The organism is Leclercia sp. (genome assembly GCF_036780805.1).
Taxonomy (GTDB): Bacteria; Pseudomonadota; Gammaproteobacteria; order Enterobacterales; family Enterobacteriaceae; genus Enterobacter.
Genome location: NZ_DAIQCE010000006.1, coordinates 94,367 through 107,481, shown reverse-complemented (window position 1 = coordinate 107,481; position 13,115 = coordinate 94,367). Strand labels below are relative to the sequence as shown.

The following is a 13,115-nucleotide window of genomic DNA, read 5'->3' as shown; positions in this document are numbered from 1 at the left end:
AATCATGGACAAATTTCGTGTTCAGGGGCCTACGCGTCTCCAGGGCGAAGTCACAATTTCCGGCGCCAAAAACGCCGCGCTGCCGATCCTCTTCGCCGCACTGCTTGCGGAAGAGCCGGTAGAGATCCAGAACGTCCCGAAACTGAAAGACATTGATACCACCATGAAGCTGCTCGGCCAGCTGGGTACCAAGGTTGAGCGTAACGGATCCGTGTGGATCGACGCCAGCAACGTGAATAACTTCTCCGCACCGTACGATCTGGTGAAAACCATGCGTGCTTCCATCTGGGCGCTGGGTCCGCTGGTGGCCCGTTTTGGCCAGGGTCAGGTCTCTCTGCCGGGCGGCTGCGCTATTGGCGCGCGTCCGGTCGATCTGCATATTTTCGGCCTTGAGAAGCTGGGTGCCGAAATCAAGCTGGAAGAGGGTTACGTCAAAGCCTCCGTCAATGGCCGCCTGAAGGGCGCGCATATCGTGATGGATAAGGTGAGCGTCGGCGCAACCGTCACCATCATGTCTGCGGCAACGCTGGCAGAAGGTACCACCATCATCGAGAACGCCGCGCGCGAGCCGGAGATTGTGGATACCGCGAACTTCCTGAATACGCTGGGGGCGAAGATCACCGGCCAGGGTACTGACCGTATCACCATCGAAGGCGTTGAGCGCCTGGGCGGCGGTGTGTATCGCGTCCTGCCTGACCGTATCGAAACCGGGACCTTCCTGGTCGCGGCGGCTATCTCTGGCGGTAAGATCGTCTGCCGTAACGCCCAGCCTGATACCCTGGATGCGGTACTGGCTAAGCTGCGTGATGCCGGTGCGGACATCGAAATCGGTGAAGACTGGATCAGCCTGGATATGCACGGTAAGCGCCCTAAGGCTGTGAACGTGCGTACTGCTCCGCATCCGGCATTCCCGACCGATATGCAGGCGCAGTTCACGCTGCTGAACCTGGTGGCAGAAGGGACTGGCTTCATTACCGAAACCATTTTCGAAAACCGCTTTATGCACGTACCGGAACTGATCCGTATGGGCGCGCACGCTGAGATCGAAAGCAACACCGTAATCTGTCATGGCGTGGAAAAACTGTCCGGTGCGCAGGTGATGGCGACGGATCTGCGTGCATCTGCGAGCCTGGTGCTGGCGGGCTGTATTGCGGAAGGTACGACGCTGGTGGATCGTATTTATCACATCGATCGCGGCTATGAACGCATCGAAGATAAACTGCGTGCACTGGGTGCAAATATTGAGCGTGTGAAAGGCGAGTAATCGTTAAGGCAGCCCCCTGCCATTTCGACCGGGGGGTTGCTATTCCCGTTTAGAGGAGCGTCATTGTTGGCGCTCTTTTTGTTGTCTTCTCTGGCGCATCATGCGCGTTCTGTCGACAAACTCATGGGTTATCGGGTCATGGTAACGTGATGGCCAAATCACCCAGGGATCGGTACCTATCGCCGTCGCAATGATGAGTTCTCCCTTTGGCCAGGGGCGCGTCAGCGCGTTTGCAAGGGTGGATGAACTCAGTCCATTACGGCGGGATTCTGCAGCCAGTGATGTTCCCTTTTTGCGCAGCGCGGCAATAATATCGGCCGAGTGCCAGTCGATAAATTTCTTATCCATTCAGCGGTCCCTCTGTTCTGGTACGTTCACGTCATTTCAGTTAAATGACGTAATTACTATACCTTCTTCGAACAGCGGTTCTAAAAAGTTCGCGTTACTGGAAGCAACATTCAGATTTTGCCAGGGCTTTAATCATGCGGCCTGTAAGCGGATTCTTTAACAACGTTATGGATATTTTTTGGAACTTAAAGGAACTCTATTTTCATGAAAAAAAGAGTTCCCCCGGTCCTTATCGATCGCGCTGAACAGCAATGTGCGCGAGGCCGATCAGGGCATCTCGCCATGGGCTGTCAGGAATGACCTGAAGTGCGACTATGGCTTTATCGGCTTCTTCCTCTGCACGCTGACGCGTCCATTCCAGAGAACCGCAGGTTGCCATTGCTTCCAGTACGGGTTCCAGAAGGTGTCGGCCGTTTCCTTGCTCAATCGCTTCACGGATCAGATTTGCCTGCTCAGGGGTGCCGTTACGCATGGCATGCAGCAGTGGAAGCGTCGGTTTGCCCTCATTGAGGTCGTCACCAACGTTTTTGCCCAGCGTTTCGCCATCGGCACTGTAATCGAGCAGATCGTCGATGAGCTGGAAGGCGGTGCCAAGGTAGCGGCCGTAATCCTGCAGGCCACGTTCCTGCTCCTCAGAACAGCCAGCCAGAATACCGGAGCACTGGGCAGCCGCTTCAAACAGACGTGCGGTTTTGCTGTAAATCACCCGCATGTAGTTCTCTTCGGTGATATCCGGATCATTGACGTTCATGAGCTGCAGAACTTCGCCTTCCGCGATAACGTTCACTGCTTTGGACATCACTTCCAGTACCTTCAGCGAGCCGAGGCTGGTCATCATCTGGAAGGCGCGCGTATAGATAAAGTCCCCTACCAGCACGCTGGCAGCATTGCCAAACGCCGCATTGGCGGTGGCTTTGCCACGACGCATATCAGACTCATCGACAACGTCATCGTGCAGCAACGTGGCGGTATGGATAAATTCGATCAGCGCCGCGATCGTGACGTGCGCATTACCCTCATAACCTACCGCGCGCGCGGCCAGCACCGCGATCATCGGACGGATGCGTTTGCCCCCGCCGCTGACGATGTAGTAACCCAACTGATTGATTAGGGAAACGTCAGAGTCGAGCTGTTCCAGGATCGCTGCATTTACACCCGCCATATCTTGCGCGGTTAACTCATTGATTTTTTCTAAATTCATCGCAAAAGCCGGGCTTGTAGTCCTGTTTTCCACATTTCAAATGGGCTAACGAAGGGTTCGGTTTATCAATAGTAGCGCTGATTGTACTGAAAAAACGGCTCAGATAAACGTTACCGTACGTGTTGTGTTTTTTTTCTTCATGTATTGACGGTAGCACTTGTCAAAGGCTCGCGTTTTGCGTAATATTCGCGCCCTATTGTGAATATTTATAGCGCACTCTGAATCACACGAGGATGTGCGCGGAAGCGGAGTTTATATGTACGCGGTTTTCCAAAGTGGTGGTAAACAACACCGAGTAAGCGAAGGTCAGACCGTTCGCCTGGAAAAGCTGGACATCGCAACTGGCGAAGCTGTTGAGTTCGCTGAAGTTCTGATGATCGCAAACGGTGAAGAAGTCAAAATCGGCGTTCCTTTCGTTGATGGCGGCGTTATCAAAGCTGAAGTTGTTGCTCATGGTCGTGGCGAGAAAATTAAGATCGTTAAGTTTCGTCGTCGTAAACACTACCGTAAGCAGCAGGGCCACCGTCAGTGGTTCACTGATGTGAAAATTACTGGCATCAGCGCCTAAGACCTGAGGAGAGATTTAAATGGCACATAAAAAGGCTGGCGGCTCCACACGTAACGGTCGCGATTCAGAAGCTAAACGCCTCGGCGTTAAGCGTTTCGGTGGCGAAACCGTTCTGGCGGGTAGCATCATCGTTCGTCAGCGTGGCACCAAATTCCACGCGGGCAACAACGTAGGTTGCGGTCGTGACCACACTCTGTTTGCTAAAGCAGACGGTAAAGTGAAATTTGAAGTTAAAGGCCCGAACAACCGTAAATACATCAGCATTGTTGCTGAGTAAGGTTTTCTCGGTCCGGTAACGGATTAAAGCCCCGCAACGTGTTGCGGGGCTTTTTACATTGGAAACCCGGTAATTTTTTCTGTAGGGAAAACGGGCATGAAGCAGCAGGCCGGCATTGGTATTCTTTTGGCGCTCACCACCGCTATGTGCTGGGGTGCTCTGCCAATTGCAATGAAGCAGGTACTGGAAGTGATGGAGCCGCCGACGGTGGTGTTCTACCGCTTCCTGATGGCCGGTATAGGGCTGGGGACGATCCTTGCGATAAAAGGTAAGCTTCCCCCTCTGCGTATCTTTCGTAAACCGCGCTGGCTGGTGATGCTGGCGATTGCGACAGGTGGCCTGTTCGGCAACTTCATTCTGTTTAGTTCTTCTCTGCAGTACCTCAGTCCTACGGCCTCGCAGGTTATCGGCCAGCTCTCACCGGTCGGCATGATGGTGGCCAGCGTCTTTATCCTCAAAGAGAAGATGCGTGGCACGCAGATTATCGGGGCACTGATGCTGCTTTGCGGTCTGGTGTTGTTCTTCAATACCAGCCTGATAGAGATATTTACTCGCCTGACGGATTACACCTGGGGTGTGATTTTCGGCGTGAGTGCAGCGGCGGTGTGGGTGAGTTATGGCGTCGCGCAAAAGGTGTTATTGCGCCGTCTGGCCTCACAGCAGATCCTGTTTTTGCTGTACACTTTATGTACTATTGCACTGCTGCCGTTGGCGAAGCCGGGAGTGATTACCCAGTTAAGCGACTGGCAGCTGGCGTGTCTGATCTTTTGTGGTCTGAATACGCTAGTCGGTTATGGCGCGCTGGCAGAAGCGATGGCGCGCTGGCAGGCAGCTCAGGTAAGCGCACTGATTACGCTGACCCCGCTGTTTACGCTGTTATTTTCAGATTTATTATCAATGGCCTGGCCCGATTTCTTCGTCAAACCGATGTTAAACCTGTTGGCTTATCTCGGTGCGTTTGTCGTGGTTGCGGGCGCGATGTATTCCGCCATTGGTCATCGTCTTTGGGGACGCTGGCGCAAAAATGAAGCGGTTGTAGTGATCCCCCGCTCAGGCGAATGATTTACGGAGAGTAAAATGAAGTTTGTTGATGAAGCAACGATCCTGGTCGTGGCAGGTGATGGCGGTAATGGTTGCGTAAGCTTCCGCCGTGAAAAATATATTCCGCGTGGCGGCCCTGACGGCGGCGACGGCGGTGACGGCGGTGACGTATGGCTTGAAGCCGACGAGAACCTTAACACGCTGATCGACTATCGTTTCGAGAAAGCTTTCCGCGCAGAGCGTGGCCAGAACGGCCAGAGCCGCGACTGTACCGGCAAACGCGGTAAAGATGTCAGCGTGAAAGTGCCGGTCGGGACGCGCGTTATCGATCAGGGTACGGGCGAAACCATGGGCGATATGACCAAACACGGTCAGCGCCTGATGGTGGCAAAAGGCGGCTGGCACGGTCTGGGCAACACCCGTTTCAAATCCTCTGTGAACCGTTCCCCGCGTCAAAAAACGATGGGTACACCGGGCGACAAACGCGATCTGCAGCTTGAGCTGATGCTGCTGGCTGACGTTGGGATGCTGGGGATGCCGAACGCCGGTAAATCTACCTTCATCCGCGCGGTCTCTGCGGCCAAACCGAAAGTGGCTGATTATCCGTTTACCACCCTGGTGCCAAGCCTCGGTGTGGTGCGTATGGATACCGAGAAAAGCTTCGTCGTGGCGGATATCCCGGGTCTGATCGAAGGCGCCGCGGAAGGGGCTGGTTTAGGGATCCGCTTCCTGAAACACCTTGAGCGCTGCCGTGTTCTGCTGCACCTCATCGATATCGATCCGATCGACGGTTCCGATCCGGTGGAAAACGCCCGTATCATTATTGGCGAGCTGGAAAAATACAGCGACAAGCTGGCTGCGAAGCCGCGCTGGCTGGTCTTCAACAAGATCGACCTGATGGACAAAGAAGAAGCCGAAGCGAAGGCGAAAGCCATTGCTGAAGCGATGGGCTGGGAAGATAAATACTATCTCATCTCCGCTGCAAGCCAGATGGGCGTGAAAGATCTGTGCTGGGACGTGATGACCTTTATCATCGAGAACCCGGTTACTCAGGCAGAAGAAGCGAAACAGCCTGAAAAAGTCGAATTCATGTGGGATGACTACCACCGTCAGCAGCTTGAAGAGCAGACGGAAGAAGAAGACGACGAAGACTGGGATGATGACTGGGACGAAGACGACGAAGAAGGCGTCGAATTCATCTACAAGCGTTAAGACCGTCGAAGGCCCCCTTAATAAGGGGGCTTTTTTTAATTCAGTTTTGTCGGTATCCAGCAGCCGACCGTCAGCCCGCCTTCGGGACGGTTTTCGAGCGTCAGTGTGCCGCGGTGTAGCTGCACGATACGCTGCACAATGCTTAACCCCAGCCCGCTGCCGCCATAGCGCTGATCGATACGGCGAAACGGCTCGGTAATGGACTGGCGATGGGCCTCATCAATGCCAGGTCCCTGATCGCAGACGCTCACCAGCGTGCCATCGTCGACTTCCTGCATCCGGACTTCAATGGTGGTTCCCGCCGGGCTATAACGCACCGCGTTCTCCAGCAAATTACGCAGCATAAGACGTAGCAGGGTCGCATCACCCTGGACGCTCTGAGGGCCCGTCTGCGGCCAGATCAGGGTGTGATCCCTGGGCTCATTCTCCAGCGCCAGCGGCGCAAAAATGGATTCGCTCCAGTTAACGGTATCGTAATGGCCGCTGGCCAGAGCCTGACCCGCACGGGCCAACATCAAAAGCTGTTCCACGGTATGCATCAGCTGGTCGATACGGGCAATCAGCGTCGTCGCCTGAGGCGAACCTGACTGCGCCATCAGCTCCAGGTGCAGGCGAATGCCAGCCAGCGGCGTACGCAGCTCGTGAGCGGCGTCAGCGGTGAACAGGCGCTCCTGCTGAATGGTTTGATCCAGCCGGGCAAGAAGCTGATTCAGCGAGGTGGTGACGGCGCCAATTTCTTCCATGTCGGAATACATCGGCAGCGGGGAGAGGTTATCCGCAGAACGGTTTGCCAGACTGGAGCGGAGCTGGTTGAGCGGACGGGTGATCCAGGTGACCGCCCAGAAGGAGAACAGCAGCGTAAAACCGACCATCACCAGCGAAGGCACCAGTAACGAGGCGATCGCCTCGCGGATCTCTTTCTCTACATGCTGGTTGCGCGCTTTGGCGGAAAGGGTCTCGCTGACCAGAAAACTGATCTGCTCCCGACTTTCATGCCAGAGCCAGATAACGCTGACCAGTTGAAAAAACAGTAAAATGACTGCCAACAGCACCATCAGACGACGGCGCATGCTGTTCATTTTTGACTCTCCAGACGATAGCCTACGCCGCGCACGGTTTTGATCCGATCTTTGCCCAGCTTACGCCGCAGGTTATGGATATGGACCTCCAGGGTGTTCGAGCCGGGATCGTCCTGCCAGGAGTAGATATCCTGCTGTAAGGTCTCGCGGTGAACGGTCTGCCCGGTGCGCATGATCAGCCGCGTCAGCAGGGCGAACTCTTTCGGCGTGACCTCTACCGGCTGGGACTGCTGTAACACCTGCTGTGTTTGCAGATTCAGCGTCAGATCCCCGTCGCTGAGCAGGTTATCACTGTGCCCCTGGTAGCGGCGGATCAAGGCTCTGACCCGTGCCTGCAGTTCCGCCAGGGCGAAGGGTTTCACCAGATAGTCATCGGCGCCGGAGTCCAGGCCGTTGATCCTGTCTTCCAGCGCATCGCGCGCCGTCAGGATCAGTACTGGATTATCTACTCCGCGACGACGCCACTGGCTGAGCAAGGTGGCTCCGTCTTTATCCGGCAGACCAAGATCGAGGATTACCAGGCTATATTCGCCGCTCTGGATAAGGCCATCAGCCTCGGCGGCAGTGCCTGCACAATCGAGTGTATAGCCCTCGGCAGAGAGTGCCAGGGCCAGTCCTTCCTGCAGCAGCAGATCGTCTTCGACAATGAGTAATTTCATCGCTAGTTATTCTGATAGATGTCCTTGTAAAGCCGGCTCTCAAAGCGCACCAGCGGGATACGGCGATTGCGTTGGTCTGCAGGTTCAACCGCGTAGCCTGAAAGATACTGCACAAATGCCATCCGCTGCCCGCTGGCAGTGGTGATAAACCCGGCAAGGTTATACACCCCCTGCAGTGAGCCTGTTTTAGCGGAGACTTTGCCATCCACGCCCGCGGCATGCAGGCCGGCCCGGTACTGCAGGGAGCCGTCATAACCGGCGAGCGGCAGCATCGAGATAAAGTTTAGTTCAGTGTCATGCTGAGCAATGTACTGAAGGACCTGCATCATGGTAGCAGGCGAGATCAGGTTGTGGCGCGAAAGACCGGATCCATCCACTGCGATGGTATTCCCGAGTTCGATACCCGCCTGCTGACGCAAAATCTGCCGAACCGCATCCGACCCGGCACGCCAGGTGCCGGGTACGCCGAAGCGGGCGTGGCCAATCATGCGAAACACGGTGTCAGCGATCATGTTGTCTGATTTTTTCAGCATGATCTTCAGCAGATCGTGCAGCGGCGCAGACTGCTTACTGGCAATCACGTTGCCCGGCTCGTTGCTCTGCGTCTGGCGTAAAAGCGTGCCGCTGTAGGTGATATTGGCCTGCTTCAGTTCGTCTTTCAGGATCGCACCGGCATAACCTGCGCCATCCTGAATGGCGAAGGCCAGCGGCAGCGGATCGGCGCGTTGCGTCAGGCAACCGGTCAGCGTAAAGCGGTTGAGATCGCCCGGTACCACATCCAGCTCGCAGTACTGCGCTTCCGGCGATCCTTTTGCCAGAGTACGCACCTGGCTAAACATGGTGACCGGATAGTAGGACGCCACCCGGATAAAGGCTAAATCATTGGGCTTTGGCGCGCTGTACAACGAGATGGAGAAGCAGTTGCGATCGACAATCGCGGCCGCAGGCGGCGCGCTAAAGCACTGGGTCATGTCGTTCCACGGCCAGCCTGGGGCTTTATCGTGGCTGGCGAAGATGGACGTGTCGATAAGCACATTGCCTTCAATGCGCTGCACGCCTGACTTCTTTAGCACAGCGACCATATTGCGGATATCCTGACGCTTAAATGTCGGATCGCCGCCAAAACGAGCGATAAGATCGCCTTTCAGCACGCCGCTCTCTACGTTGCCTTTACTCTCAAGTGTGGTGGTGAAACGAAAATCGGGCCCCAGCTGCAGCAGGGCGGCGAGCGCCGTGATCACCTTTTGCGTACTGGCGGGCAGGGCCATCTGTTGGCTGTGATAATCAATTTCAGGCGCCTGGGCACCAACCTTCTGCACGATCAGGGCAAGGTTGGCACCATCGGGCAGCTGATTAATATACTCGTCAACGTTCGCTGCCTGGACAGTGAACGCAATCGTGGTGGTCAATCCGATGATAAATCTGGAAAATCGCATAATCTCGCGCTAACAACCCGGAAACAAACCGCCATACTACGGCCCAACGCCCTGTAAAGTAAACGATGACCCATACTGAACTTCGCGTTAAAATGCGTATCAAATTGAAAAATTGCTGCTGTCCTGGAACTTTGCTTCCGGGTCAGTTTTCTTTTGCTTCTGACCTGTGCCAGGCTGTGATGCCTGCGGGGCCAGTCGTCGGGTCGGTTACCCGTACCCAACAGGAATGTCAAAGAGGTATAACAAATGCAAGCTATTCCGATGACCTTACGTGGGGCTGAAAAACTGCGCGAAGAACTGGATTTTCTTAAATCTGTTCGCCGCCCTGAAATCATTGCCGCTATCGCGGATGCGCGTGAGCATGGCGATCTGAAAGAGAACGCCGAGTACCACGCTGCGCGTGAGCAGCAGGGTTTCTGCGAAGGGCGTATCAAAGATATCGAAGCCAAGCTGTCGAATGCTCAGGTGATTGATATTACAAAAATGCCAAACAACGGGCGCGTCATTTTTGGCTGCACCGTTACGGTGATCAATCTGGATAACGATGAAGAGGTTTCTTACCGCATCGTGGGTGATGACGAGGCCGATTTTAAGCAGAATCTGATCTCGGTAAATTCACCGATTGCTCGCGGCCTGATTGGCAAAGAGCAGGACGATGTGGTCACCATTCGTACCCCGGGTGGGGAAGTGGAGTTCGAAATTATTAAGGTTGATTACCTGTAATTCGCATCTCCCGCCAGATGTTGATACATTGTAAAGATAGGAAAAAGGCCGCATAGCGGCCTTTTATCAACTCAAGGAGCATGGCATTTTGCTCACCTGCTTAAGAAAAAACCCTCGTTTTACACAGAAAATGTGTTCAATTCAGGATAATCTTAGCGTGGCAGCGAGATTTTACGCTCTTTAGATGGGCGGTAGAGCACCAGCGTTTTACCGATGACCTGTACGTTACAGGCGCCGGTTTCGCGCACGATTGCTTCCACGATCAAAGTCTTGGTCTCTCTGTCTTCAGAGGCGATTTTCACTTTGATTAATTCGTGGTGCTCCAGCGCTTGTTCAATCTCGGCCAGTACCCCTTCGGTCAAACCATTGTTGCCAAGCATAACTACAGGCTTGAGCGGATGTGCCAGACCTTTAAGGTGCTGTTTTTGTTTAGTACTCAGATTCATCGTATATTTTTGCTTACGTTGGGATTGAAAACGGTTCATTCTACCGCCATCTCCCTAATATCGCCAAATTGCTGAGTGGAAATTTACACCACAGGCTACGATGAACCAGGACGGAAAGTTAAATGACAGGTAAAAAGCGTTCTGCAAGCTCGAGCCGCTGGCTCCAGGAACACTTTAGCGATAAATATGTTCTACAGGCACAGAAAAAGGGGTTACGTTCCCGTGCCTGGTTTAAACTTGATGAAATACAGCAAAGTGACAAACTCTTTAAGCCGGGGATGACGGTAGTCGACCTCGGTGCAGCGCCCGGTGGATGGTCGCAATATGCGGTGACACAAATCGGCGGAACCGGCCGAATCATCGCCTGCGATCTTTTGCCTATGGATCCCATCGTTGGTGTGGACTTCCTTCAGGGCGATTTTCGTGATGAATTAGTACTGAAAGCGTTACTTGAACGTGTAGGTGACAGTAAAGTTCAGGTTGTCATGTCCGATATGGCGCCAAATATGTGCGGAACACCGGCGGTGGATATCCCTCGCTCCATGTATCTGGTAGAACTGGCGTTAGAAATGTCCCGTGATGTATTAGCGCCGGGTGGTAGTTTTTTAGTGAAGGTGTTCCAGGGCGAAGGTTTCGAGGAGTATCTGAAGGAAATTCGCTCCCTGTTTGCGAAGGTCAAAGTTCGTAAGCCGGACTCTTCACGTGCGCGTTCACGTGAAGTGTATATTGTAGCGACCGGGCGAAAATGATAGCCGGTGGATTTCAGGCGAAAGTTTGAAATAAATCGGATACAGAGTATCCTGACGCTGTTTTTAACACAGTTGTAATAAGAGGTTAATCCCTTGAGTGACATGGCGAAAAACCTAATACTCTGGCTGGTCATTGCCGTTGTGCTGATGTCAGTATTCCAGAGCTTTGGGCCCAGCGAGTCTAATGGCCGTAAGGTGGACTACTCTACCTTCCTGCAAGAGGTCAACCAGGATCAGGTTCGCGAAGCGCGTATCAACGGACGTGAGATCAACGTTACCAAGAAAGATAGTAACCGTTACACGACTTACATTCCGGTGAACGATCCTAAGCTGCTTGATAACCTTCTGACTAAAAACGTCAAGGTGGTAGGTGAGCCGCCGGAAGAGCCAAGCCTGCTGGCTTCTATCTTCATTTCCTGGTTCCCGATGCTGCTGCTTATCGGCGTCTGGATCTTCTTTATGCGTCAAATGCAGGGCGGCGGTGGCAAAGGTGCCATGTCGTTCGGCAAGAGTAAGGCGCGTATGTTGACGGAAGACCAGATCAAAACCACTTTTGCTGACGTGGCAGGTTGCGACGAAGCAAAAGAAGAGGTGGGTGAGCTGGTTGAATACCTGCGTGAGCCGAGCCGCTTCCAGAAACTGGGCGGTAAGATCCCGAAAGGCGTCCTGATGGTCGGCCCTCCGGGTACCGGTAAAACCCTGCTGGCGAAAGCCATCGCCGGTGAAGCGAAGGTACCGTTCTTTACCATTTCCGGTTCTGACTTCGTGGAAATGTTCGTTGGTGTCGGTGCATCCCGTGTGCGTGACATGTTCGAACAAGCCAAGAAAGCGGCACCGTGCATCATCTTCATCGATGAAATCGACGCCGTGGGCCGCCAGCGTGGCGCAGGCCTGGGCGGTGGTCACGATGAACGTGAGCAGACCCTGAACCAGATGCTGGTTGAGATGGACGGCTTCGAAGGTAACGAAGGTATTATCGTTATCGCGGCAACTAACCGTCCGGACGTTCTTGACCCTGCACTGCTGCGTCCAGGCCGTTTCGACCGTCAGGTTGTGGTCGGTCTGCCAGATGTTCGTGGTCGTGAGCAGATCCTGAAAGTGCATATGCGTCGCGTACCGCTGTCTCCGGACATCGATGCGGCAATTATTGCGCGCGGTACCCCGGGCTTCTCGGGCGCGGATCTGGCTAACCTGGTGAACGAAGCTGCACTGTTTGCTGCTCGCGGCAACAAGCGTGTGGTTTCGATGGTGGAGTTCGAGAAAGCGAAAGACAAAATCATGATGGGTGCGGAACGTCGCTCCATGGTGATGACGGAAGCGCAGAAAGAGTCCACGGCTTACCACGAAGCAGGCCATGCGATTATTGGTCGTCTGGTACCGGAACACGATCCGGTGCATAAAGTGACGATTATTCCGCGCGGTCGTGCGCTGGGTGTGACGTTCTTCCTGCCGGAAGGCGATGCCATCAGTGCCAGCCGCCAGAAACTGGAAAGTCAGATTTCAACCCTCTACGGTGGTCGTCTGGCAGAAGAGATAATCTACGGTGTGGAACATGTTTCGACCGGTGCGTCCAACGACATTAAAGTCGCGACCAACCTGGCACGTAACATGGTGACCCAGTGGGGCTTCTCCGACAAACTCGGTCCGCTGCTGTATGCAGAAGAAGAGGGTGAAGTGTTCCTGGGCCGTTCTGTGGCGAAAGCGAAACATATGTCCGATGAGACGGCACGTATCATCGATCAGGAAGTAAAATCTTTGGTTGAGCGTAACTATGCACGTGCTCGCCAGATCCTGAACGACAATATGGACATCCTGCATTCGATGAAAGATGCACTCATGAAATATGAAACCATCGATGCACCGCAGATCGACGACCTGATGGCACGCCGCGAAGTGCGTCCGCCAGCGGGTTGGGAAGATCCAGGTACCTCCAACAACTCTGACAACAATGGCACGCCACGTGCGCCGCGTCCGGTCGATGAACCGCGTACGCCAAACCCGGGCAACACCATGTCAGAACAGTTGGGCGACAAATAAGTCACCGCTGTCGATGATGTTTTCTTTACCTGAAACCCTGGGGCTTGCCCCGGGGTTTTTCTTGTCTGCTTAACC

At 54.2% G+C, this 13,115-nt stretch carries 14 protein-coding genes; 8 read left to right on the top strand and 6 right to left on the bottom strand.

Annotated elements, in window-relative coordinates; translation table 11 throughout:
* The first annotated feature begins 4 nt into the window (after nucleotides 1-4).
* A complete protein-coding gene (gene murA, locus V7Q49_RS15755; RefSeq protein WP_333853417.1) occupies nucleotides 5-1,264 on the top strand; it encodes a UDP-N-acetylglucosamine 1-carboxyvinyltransferase in 1,260 nt (419 codons plus the stop codon).
* Nucleotides 1,265-1,324: 60 nt separating this feature from the next.
* On the opposite strand, the gene sfsB is transcribed toward murA, so the two are convergent.
* Together sfsB and ispB are read right to left on the bottom strand one after the other, a co-directional pair.
* Entirely contained in the window at nucleotides 1,325-1,612 is a 288-nt protein-coding gene (gene sfsB, locus V7Q49_RS15750; protein WP_333853415.1) for a DNA-binding transcriptional regulator SfsB, read from the bottom strand.
* A gap of 229 nt (nucleotides 1,613-1,841) precedes the next feature.
* Nucleotides 1,842-2,813, bottom strand: a complete 972-nt coding sequence (gene ispB / locus V7Q49_RS15745; RefSeq protein ID WP_333853413.1) for an octaprenyl diphosphate synthase — start codon at nucleotides 2,811-2,813, stop codon at nucleotides 1,842-1,844.
* Nucleotides 2,814-3,069: 256 nt separating this feature from the next.
* Here ispB and rplU point away from each other — a divergent pair, with 256 nt between their 5' ends.
* The 4 genes from rplU (at nucleotide 3,070) to cgtA (ending at nucleotide 5,911) form a co-directional block, all read left to right on the top strand.
* Entirely contained in the window at nucleotides 3,070-3,381 is a 312-nt protein-coding gene (gene rplU, locus V7Q49_RS15740; protein ID WP_106994824.1) for a 50S ribosomal protein L21, read from the top strand.
* A gap of 19 nt (nucleotides 3,382-3,400) precedes the next feature.
* The gene (gene rpmA / locus V7Q49_RS15735; RefSeq protein WP_007673187.1) at nucleotides 3,401-3,658 is read left to right on the top strand and encodes a 50S ribosomal protein L27; all 258 of its coding nucleotides are present in this window, start codon (nucleotides 3,401-3,403) and stop codon (nucleotides 3,656-3,658) included.
* A gap of 96 nt (nucleotides 3,659-3,754) precedes the next feature.
* Nucleotides 3,755-4,720 carry a DMT family transporter gene (locus V7Q49_RS15730; RefSeq protein ID WP_333853411.1) on the top strand — a complete coding sequence of 322 codons (966 nt, stop codon included), beginning with the start codon at nucleotides 3,755-3,757 and terminating at the stop codon, nucleotides 4,718-4,720.
* Nucleotides 4,721-4,735: 15 nt separating this feature from the next.
* Nucleotides 4,736-5,911, top strand: coding sequence for an Obg family GTPase CgtA (gene cgtA, locus V7Q49_RS15725; protein ID WP_333853409.1), 1,176 nt, complete (start codon nucleotides 4,736-4,738; stop codon nucleotides 5,909-5,911).
* A gap of 35 nt (nucleotides 5,912-5,946) precedes the next feature.
* On the opposite strand, the gene pmrB is transcribed toward cgtA, so the two are convergent.
* Genes pmrB through dacB form a run of 3 tightly spaced genes read right to left on the bottom strand, consistent with a single transcriptional unit; the run spans nucleotide 5,947 to nucleotide 9,085 of the window.
* Nucleotides 5,947-6,990: a two-component system sensor histidine kinase PmrB gene (gene pmrB, locus V7Q49_RS15720; RefSeq protein ID WP_333853407.1), complete on the bottom strand. Its 1,044-nt coding sequence runs from the start codon at nucleotides 6,988-6,990 to the stop codon at nucleotides 5,947-5,949.
* Nucleotides 6,987-7,649: a two-component system response regulator PmrA gene (gene pmrA / locus V7Q49_RS15715; RefSeq protein ID WP_333853405.1), complete on the bottom strand. Its 663-nt coding sequence runs from the start codon at nucleotides 7,647-7,649 to the stop codon at nucleotides 6,987-6,989. Before pmrA ends, pmrB begins: the two co-directional genes overlap by 4 nt.
* A 2-nt stretch (nucleotides 7,650-7,651) precedes the next feature.
* Entirely contained in the window at nucleotides 7,652-9,085 is a 1,434-nt protein-coding gene (gene dacB / locus V7Q49_RS15710) for a serine-type D-Ala-D-Ala carboxypeptidase (RefSeq protein ID WP_333853403.1), read from the bottom strand.
* 246 nt (nucleotides 9,086-9,331) lie between these two features.
* On the opposite strand from dacB, the gene greA reads away from it, so the two are divergent.
* Nucleotides 9,332-9,808, top strand: coding sequence for a transcription elongation factor GreA (gene greA, locus V7Q49_RS15705; protein ID WP_142487242.1), 477 nt, complete (start codon nucleotides 9,332-9,334; stop codon nucleotides 9,806-9,808).
* 152 nt (nucleotides 9,809-9,960) lie between these two features.
* On the opposite strand, the gene yhbY is transcribed toward greA, so the two are convergent.
* Entirely contained in the window at nucleotides 9,961-10,254 is a 294-nt protein-coding gene (gene yhbY, locus V7Q49_RS15700) for a ribosome assembly RNA-binding protein YhbY (RefSeq protein WP_095099897.1), read from the bottom strand.
* Nucleotides 10,255-10,376: 122 nt separating this feature from the next.
* On the opposite strand from yhbY, the gene rlmE reads away from it, so the two are divergent.
* On the top strand, nucleotides 10,377-11,003 hold the full coding sequence (rlmE, locus tag V7Q49_RS15695; RefSeq protein ID WP_106994817.1) for a 23S rRNA (uridine(2552)-2'-O)-methyltransferase RlmE: 627 nt from the start codon (nucleotides 10,377-10,379) through the stop codon (nucleotides 11,001-11,003).
* 102 nt (nucleotides 11,004-11,105) lie between these two features.
* A complete protein-coding gene (gene ftsH / locus V7Q49_RS15690; RefSeq protein WP_333853399.1) occupies nucleotides 11,106-13,040 on the top strand; it encodes an ATP-dependent zinc metalloprotease FtsH in 1,935 nt (644 codons plus the stop codon).
* Nucleotides 13,041-13,115: the final 75 nt, after the last annotated feature.

Coding starts and splice junctions, on each gene's coding strand:
- ftsH (WP_333853399.1), top strand. CDS start 11,106: ATGGCGAAAAACCTAATACTCTGGCTGGTCATTGCCGTTGTGCTGATG.
- greA (WP_142487242.1), top strand. CDS start 9,332: ATGCAAGCTATTCCGATGACCTTACGTGGGGCTGAAAAACTGCGCGAA.
- dacB (WP_333853403.1), bottom strand. CDS start 9,085: ATGCGATTTTCCAGATTTATCATCGGATTGACCACCACGATTGCGTTC.
- yhbY (WP_095099897.1), bottom strand. CDS start 10,254: ATGAATCTGAGTACTAAACAAAAACAGCACCTTAAAGGTCTGGCACAT.
- ispB (WP_333853413.1), bottom strand. CDS start 2,813: ATGAATTTAGAAAAAATCAATGAGTTAACCGCGCAAGATATGGCGGGT.
- pmrB (WP_333853407.1), bottom strand. CDS start 6,990: ATGAACAGCATGCGCCGTCGTCTGATGGTGCTGTTGGCAGTCATTTTA.
- murA (WP_333853417.1), top strand. CDS start 5: ATGGACAAATTTCGTGTTCAGGGGCCTACGCGTCTCCAGGGCGAAGTC.
- rplU (WP_106994824.1), top strand. CDS start 3,070: ATGTACGCGGTTTTCCAAAGTGGTGGTAAACAACACCGAGTAAGCGAA.
- V7Q49_RS15730 (WP_333853411.1), top strand. CDS start 3,755: ATGAAGCAGCAGGCCGGCATTGGTATTCTTTTGGCGCTCACCACCGCT.
- cgtA (WP_333853409.1), top strand. CDS start 4,736: ATGAAGTTTGTTGATGAAGCAACGATCCTGGTCGTGGCAGGTGATGGC.
- rlmE (WP_106994817.1), top strand. CDS start 10,377: ATGACAGGTAAAAAGCGTTCTGCAAGCTCGAGCCGCTGGCTCCAGGAA.
- rpmA (WP_007673187.1), top strand. CDS start 3,401: ATGGCACATAAAAAGGCTGGCGGCTCCACACGTAACGGTCGCGATTCA.
- sfsB (WP_333853415.1), bottom strand. CDS start 1,612: ATGGATAAGAAATTTATCGACTGGCACTCGGCCGATATTATTGCCGCG.
- pmrA (WP_333853405.1), bottom strand. CDS start 7,649: ATGAAATTACTCATTGTCGAAGACGATCTGCTGCTGCAGGAAGGACTG.